The sequence below is a fragment of the Novosphingobium sp. genome, assembly GCF_024642085.1.
Taxonomy (GTDB): domain Bacteria; phylum Pseudomonadota; class Alphaproteobacteria; order Sphingomonadales; family Sphingomonadaceae; genus Novosphingobium.
The window spans coordinates 1-5773 of record NZ_JAHEBV010000055.1; the positions used below are offsets into that span (position 1 = coordinate 1).

At 61.9% G+C, this 5773-nt stretch carries 4 protein-coding genes; all 4 read right to left on the reverse strand.

From position 1 onward, the window contains the following. Window positions 1-170: 170 nt before the first annotated feature. The 4 genes from Q0L62_RS12855 to Q0L62_RS12870 all read right to left on the reverse strand — a co-directional run bounded on the left by Q0L62_RS12855 (window position 171) and on the right by Q0L62_RS12870 (window position 5645). Window positions 171-1265: an acyl-CoA dehydrogenase family protein gene (locus tag Q0L62_RS12855; RefSeq protein WP_296680503.1), complete on the reverse strand. Its 1095-nt coding sequence runs from the start codon at window positions 1263-1265 to the stop codon at window positions 171-173. A gap of 61 nt (window positions 1266-1326) precedes the next feature. Then, complete coding sequence (locus Q0L62_RS12860) at window positions 1327-2955, reverse strand: AMP-binding protein (protein WP_296680505.1); 1629 nt, start codon at window positions 2953-2955, stop codon at window positions 1327-1329. A gap of 34 nt (window positions 2956-2989) precedes the next feature. Next, complete coding sequence (locus Q0L62_RS12865) at window positions 2990-5194, reverse strand: CoA transferase (protein ID WP_296680508.1); 2205 nt, start codon at window positions 5192-5194, stop codon at window positions 2990-2992. 10 nt (window positions 5195-5204) lie between these two features. Then, the gene (locus tag Q0L62_RS12870) at window positions 5205-5645 is read right to left on the reverse strand and encodes an OB-fold domain-containing protein (RefSeq protein ID WP_296680511.1); all 441 of its coding nucleotides are present in this window, start codon (window positions 5643-5645) and stop codon (window positions 5205-5207) included. Window positions 5646-5773 lie beyond the last annotated feature (128 nt).

The window sequence follows — 5773 nt, forward strand, 5'->3', positions numbered from 1 at the left end:
CGTGGGCCAATTGATCCCGGCAAACCCGGCATCGAAGCGAGCCGCGAGATAGCGGCGACCCAGCGCGAGATCGTCGGCTTCCGACAGGCCCCGGCGGGCATCGCGGCCAAACTGGCCCGCGACTGTTTCGAGCCAGCTGCGGGCCTTGGCCTGGAAGGCATCATAATCGCTCATGCCGCAACTCCCGTCAGGCGTTCGGCCAGCAGGTCTTCCCAGAACAGCATGTTGCCCTGTTCGATCGCAAGCGCGCGGGTGCGGCGGATATGGAGATGGATCCCAGCCTCCCAGGTTACCCCGATCCCGCCGTGGACCTGCACACAGTCGCGCGCGCAGGTGTCATAGGCCTCGGTAGCGGAAAGTCGGGTATCGGCGGCGGCAATCAGAAAATCATCTTGCCCTTCACGCGCGCCGGCGTGAATGCAGTTGGCGCGGGCAATCTCGATCAAGCCATACATCTCGGCAATGCGGTGCTTGACCGACTGGAAGGCACCGATCGGCTGGCCAAAGGCCTTGCGCGTCAGGGCGTAGTCACGCGCTGTATAAAGCAGCGCCTCAGCCCCGCCGACTTGCTCGTGCGCGGTCACCACGGCCATTCTGGCGAGCACATCGAGAGCCAAGGCACGTGCAGCATCGCCGCGCGCCAGCAGCTTCGCCGGGCTGTCCGAGAAGGTCAGATCGGCGTAAAGTCGGCTGTTGTCGAAACTATCGACCACCCTGCGTGTTGCATCAGCCAATTCGCACAGGACGAGGACTGGCTCGCGGCCAGCATTCGCCCAGACGACTGCAACGTCGGCCTTAAATCCGCCCGGCACTGCAGGCTTGGAGCCAGTCAACTTACCGTCCGCAAAGGCAACCATGGGGCGCGACGGCAGCGGCGAACTGGCTTCGCCAAAGGCAGCAACCGCCAAAGCATAGCCGTTGGCCAGACGCGGCAGCCACTCGGCGGCTAAAGCAGCATCGCCGCCGTCAATCAAAGCGCGAGCCGCGCCATAACCCGTGGTGAGGAACGGCGCACCCGCGGTGGCAGCTCCGACAGCCTGAGCAACCAGACCCAATTCGGTCAGCCCCAGCCCGAGTCCGCCATGCTCTTCGGGGATGGCCAGCGCAGTCCAGCCCTGTTCGACTGCAGTGCCCCAGAATGGCCGGTCATATTCGCCGGTCTGCTCAAGCAAGGCGAGCAAGCGATCCTTGGCCATCCGCGCGTCGAGCACGCGCCGCGATTCGGTCGCAATGGCCTGCTGGCCTTCATCATACAGGATCGACATCCTCGGCTTCCCTATCCCAAAGGTCGATCCAGTTATATAACTAGGTGATATATATCAAGGGTCATTCGCACTTGGCTGTGACCACCCCTGCCGCAGCCAGATTTCGCCGCAGCTCGGCCTTTTGCACCTTGCCGCTTGGCGTGCGCGGGAACTCTTCGACCACGATCAGCAGCTCAGGCGTCTTCTGCCGTGCGGTGCCGATCTGGCGAAATGCCGCGTCGATCGTTTCTATGCATACCGCAGCAGTGCCGTCGACCGTTACAACCGCACAAACCTTCTCGCCCAACCGAGCATCTGGTGCTCCAATCGCCGCAGCCTCTCGGATTCCAGGCACAGTAAGCAGAAGCTCCTCCACTTCGCGGCTCGAGATATTCTCGCCGCCACGAATGATGATGTCCTTCTTACGGTCGGTGATCGCCAGAAACCCTTCAGGATCCAGCCGGCCGATGTCGCCGGTGAGGAACCAGCCGCCAGGCAAGAAACTCGCCGCATTGAGTGCAGTATCGGTATATTCGATGAACCGTTCGGCGCCGCGCACCGCAACCTCACCTTCGCTGCCAACCGGCAAGTCTGCCCCGGCATCGTCGACGATCCGCACTTCGACCCCGGCATTGGGCCGGCCATCGGTGTTGAGGCGCTTAGCGAGAGGATCATCTGGTTCGCATTGCGAAATCGTCGGCATTTCGGTCGAACCGTAGCAGCGGCAACAGCGGATCCCCACCGCCTCGCTGGCCGCGACCAACGCGGGCGGTACCGTGCTGGCACCGACGATGAACTGGGCGAATGTGGTAATGTCCCGGCCGTCACGCGCAGCAGCTTCCATCAAGCCTGAAAGGTGAAACGGCGTCCCCGACATCTGCCGCACCTTGAACCGATCGACCAGCTCGGCTGCCAGCGTGGGATCCCAAGCTTCGAGCAATACCATCGGCCGGCCCTGCAAGGCATGACCGAGTATCCCCAAAGTCCCGGCGATATGACCCGAAGGCCACGGTGAAAGGCCAAAGCCGCTGGTCTGTCCACCAGCCAGCTGCGCCCGAAGTTCGGACATCAGGCTGCGCGAGGTATGGGAAACGCCTTTCGGCGCCGCTGTGGTTCCCGACGTGTAGAGCAGGAGGGCGCGGGCATCGGGATCGACCGCAATGGCTGGCAGCTCATCGCGCGGCAGGGAGCCGAATGCAATCATCCCGTGCGGCACAGTCTCGCCGATGACGATACGGTGTTCGAGCTTGGGCAATTCGGGCAGACGCGCGAGCCGGTCAAGAAAATCGATCGACTTCCACCGATCTGGCACGATTAGCGCCTTTGCGCCGCTGTCCGCCAAAATATGCGCCAGTTCATGCGGGCCATAAATATGAATGATCGGCAGCAAAGTGCAGCCCAGCGCAGCGGCAGCCTGAAAAACCGCGAGGTTCTTAAGTCCGTTGGGCAACTGCATCGCGATAGTGTCGCCCGGCCGCAACCCGAGCGCGTAGAGCGAGCCCGCCAACCGCTGCCCCTGAGCGTGAACATCGCGCAAAAGTGCGACCTGCTCACCATCGTTGCCAAAGAAATGCAGCGGGGCTTCAGGAGAATCATTGGCCGCGTCAGCCATTGCCCTGCCCAAAGACTTGTCACTCCACAGACCAAGCCTGCGCCAGTCTGCCCGCAAATCAGCAGGCATCACTTGGACTGGTATTGTCGTATCGGACACCTGGCTGCCTCCGCTATGAACGTGTGGCGGCGCTTCAGGCAATGATCTGCTGTTCGCGGAAGGCCGCAATCTCTTCGTCGGTGTAGCCGACCTGCCGCATGATCTCGTCGGTGTGCTGGCCGATGGTCGGAGCGGCCCGGACGATCGCCATCGGGGTCTCGCCGAAATTCCAGAACTCGCCGGGCTGTTCGATCAAACCATAAGGCGCCTGCTCAATTGCTGATACGAGTCCCAGTTCGCGATTTTGCGGATCGTCGAAAAAGCGATTCATCGCGTTCTCGAAATTGACCAGATCGGCCGGCACGCCTGCTGCTTCGAGTGCGGCGAGCAACTGCTCGGACGCCTGAGATTTGGCAGTACAGGCGAACTCGGCCTCGTTATTGCCGAGAACGCTGCGCAGCCCGGCGCGAGCCTTGTCGGAATGCGCCGCGACTGCAACCCAGATTCCGTCGCTTGCCTCATAGATGCGGTGCCACGGGCTAAACCCGGTCTGGTCACTATCCAGATGATAGGTCGGCGCCAGAGTGCCATCGCTTTTGATCAGGGTCTCACCCTGGCTGAAGGCCGAAACGCCGAGCAGCGAAGTGTGGAATGTGTGCCCCTTGCCGCCATTGCGTTTGACATAGAGCGCCGCCATGCAGGTCACCAAGCAGCTTTGAGCCGAGTGAATGTCCATCGTGCCCGGGCGATTGAATACCGGCCGGTTACCCGCACCGGCATTCTCGAACTCCCACCCGGCAATCGCGTTGAAGATCGAATCGTAACCCGGCCAGCTGGCCCGGCTGCCGCGCTGGCCATAAGCGCTGACATAGGTGAATGCGACGTCGGGGTTGTATTTGCGGATCGTCTCTTCGTTGAGGCCCAGCTTGTCGGCGCCTTTGAAGCGCATGTTGTGGTGGACTACTTCGGCCCACTGAACCAGGCGCGCAAGGATGGGCTGGGCTTCGGGCTTGCGCAGATCAATCGCGATCGAGCGCTTCGACCGCGCCGCCGCCTGGTAATAGCGGTGCATGAAGCGAATGCGGTCGCCCGTCAGCGGTTCAAGCTTGATCACGTCCGCGCCCATGTCGCCCATCAGCATGGGCCCCATCGGGCCGGCGAGAAACATACCGCAATCGAGTACCCGGGCACCTGCCAGCGGACTTGCCTGAGGCTTTCCAGTGCCGGACGGATAGACCTTGTCACTCCAATCGGTGCCTCCGCCCTCCCCCAGCCGCGGCGCAGGTTGGCCGGTGTTGAGCTCCGCATCTGTATGGAAAGGCAGATTTGGCTGGATGGTCTTGCCGAATATGGGATCATCGATTTCGACTACGTAGCCATTGGCGCGCGCATCGTCGTGGCTCAGCACCGCGCCCATCGGATAGGCGGGTTCAACTGCAATATCGGCAGCGCGCAAGTCGCCTAGCCACTGCTCGAGCGGACGGCGCTTGAACGCTTCGATCTTGCCTGCAGGGGTTTCAATGTCGACGCCCTCGGCGATCACGTCCCACATGGTGGGTAGCAACCCGAGGTCGAACTGCTGGCTTGGATCCATGATCTGCAGCCAATCTCCGCCTTGGCATTGATAAAGCTGCATCGAGATCGCGCGCGCTGTATTCGGCCAGATCGGTGGGTTGGGCATCGGCCCTTCGCTGTTGCGAGCCCAGACCATCGGCAACTTCGACAGGTAGCCTTGCATCAACGAAGTGTGCGCAGCGCCGCCTTTGCCCGACTGCAACCGCATGATCAGCCGGGTCAAAATTCCCGAAGCGGCCAGATGTGCCGCGGACCAGCTCCCCATCCGGTAGCGCCAGACGATTGGCCCTGCCCGGTGTCCGTCATTCTCATAAAACACGCCAAGCCGCGCGGCGACGAGCAGCTCGTCAGCGCCGCGTTCGACATCGGGGTGGTTGCGCGCGCTGCCGGTGATCCCGCAGACGACGAGGCTCGGGTAATGCTGCGCCAGTGCCGCATCGCCCAAGCCGAAAGCCGCTGCGCGCGTGGGCGAAAACTGATGTAGCAGGACGTCTGCCTGCGCCAGTTTCTGCCTCAGCTGCGCCAAACCTTCGGGGCTTTCGAGATCGAGCACCTGGCTGCGCTTGCCGCGGTTCCAGTTGGCGAACTGGGCGCTGCCCCGCGAAGGATCACCACCGGGACGCTCGATCTTGAGCACGTCCGCACCCAGCTCGCTCAGCATCAAGCCGGCGACCTGCACCGCCATCCCTTCACCGATTTCGACAATCCGCAGGTCGTTCAGCATGGCTGCGGTCTTAAACTTTGCGGAAATTGGGGAGCACCCAATCGTCCTGGATCGGGGTCCATTCGACCGTCACCTTCATCCCAATATGCACGTCTTCAGCATCGCATCCGGTTACGTTGGCATTAAGCCGCGCACCGGGTGCACCGTCGATGTCGACCACGACGGGAACGTAGATGTAGTCTGCACCGTCCTTGGGATTCTTGTTGCACACTGCAAAGCTGAATACTGTCGCAGTACCGGGAAGCGTCGGCCAGTCGACTTCCTGACTTGAACACTCAGGGCAATAGGGTGACGGCGGCATCCGGAAATGGCCACATTTGCCGCACTGGCACGCGGTCAGCCGATGCTCCTTCGCCGCCAGCCAGAACGGCTCGGTATTTGGGTTAGTAGTAATCCCAATCTGGTCACCCGGGAGCAGCAACGCCGGGCCATATTTGATCGGTTCGCTCATGGTCAGGCGCTCCTCAGGATCAGGCTGGAGACAGGAAGCGATGCAGGGCCGCCCGAGACGAGCGCGAATTCCGCATCCTTGACCTGATTGATGGCAGTGCCACGAACCTGCTCAACCCCCTCGACGAT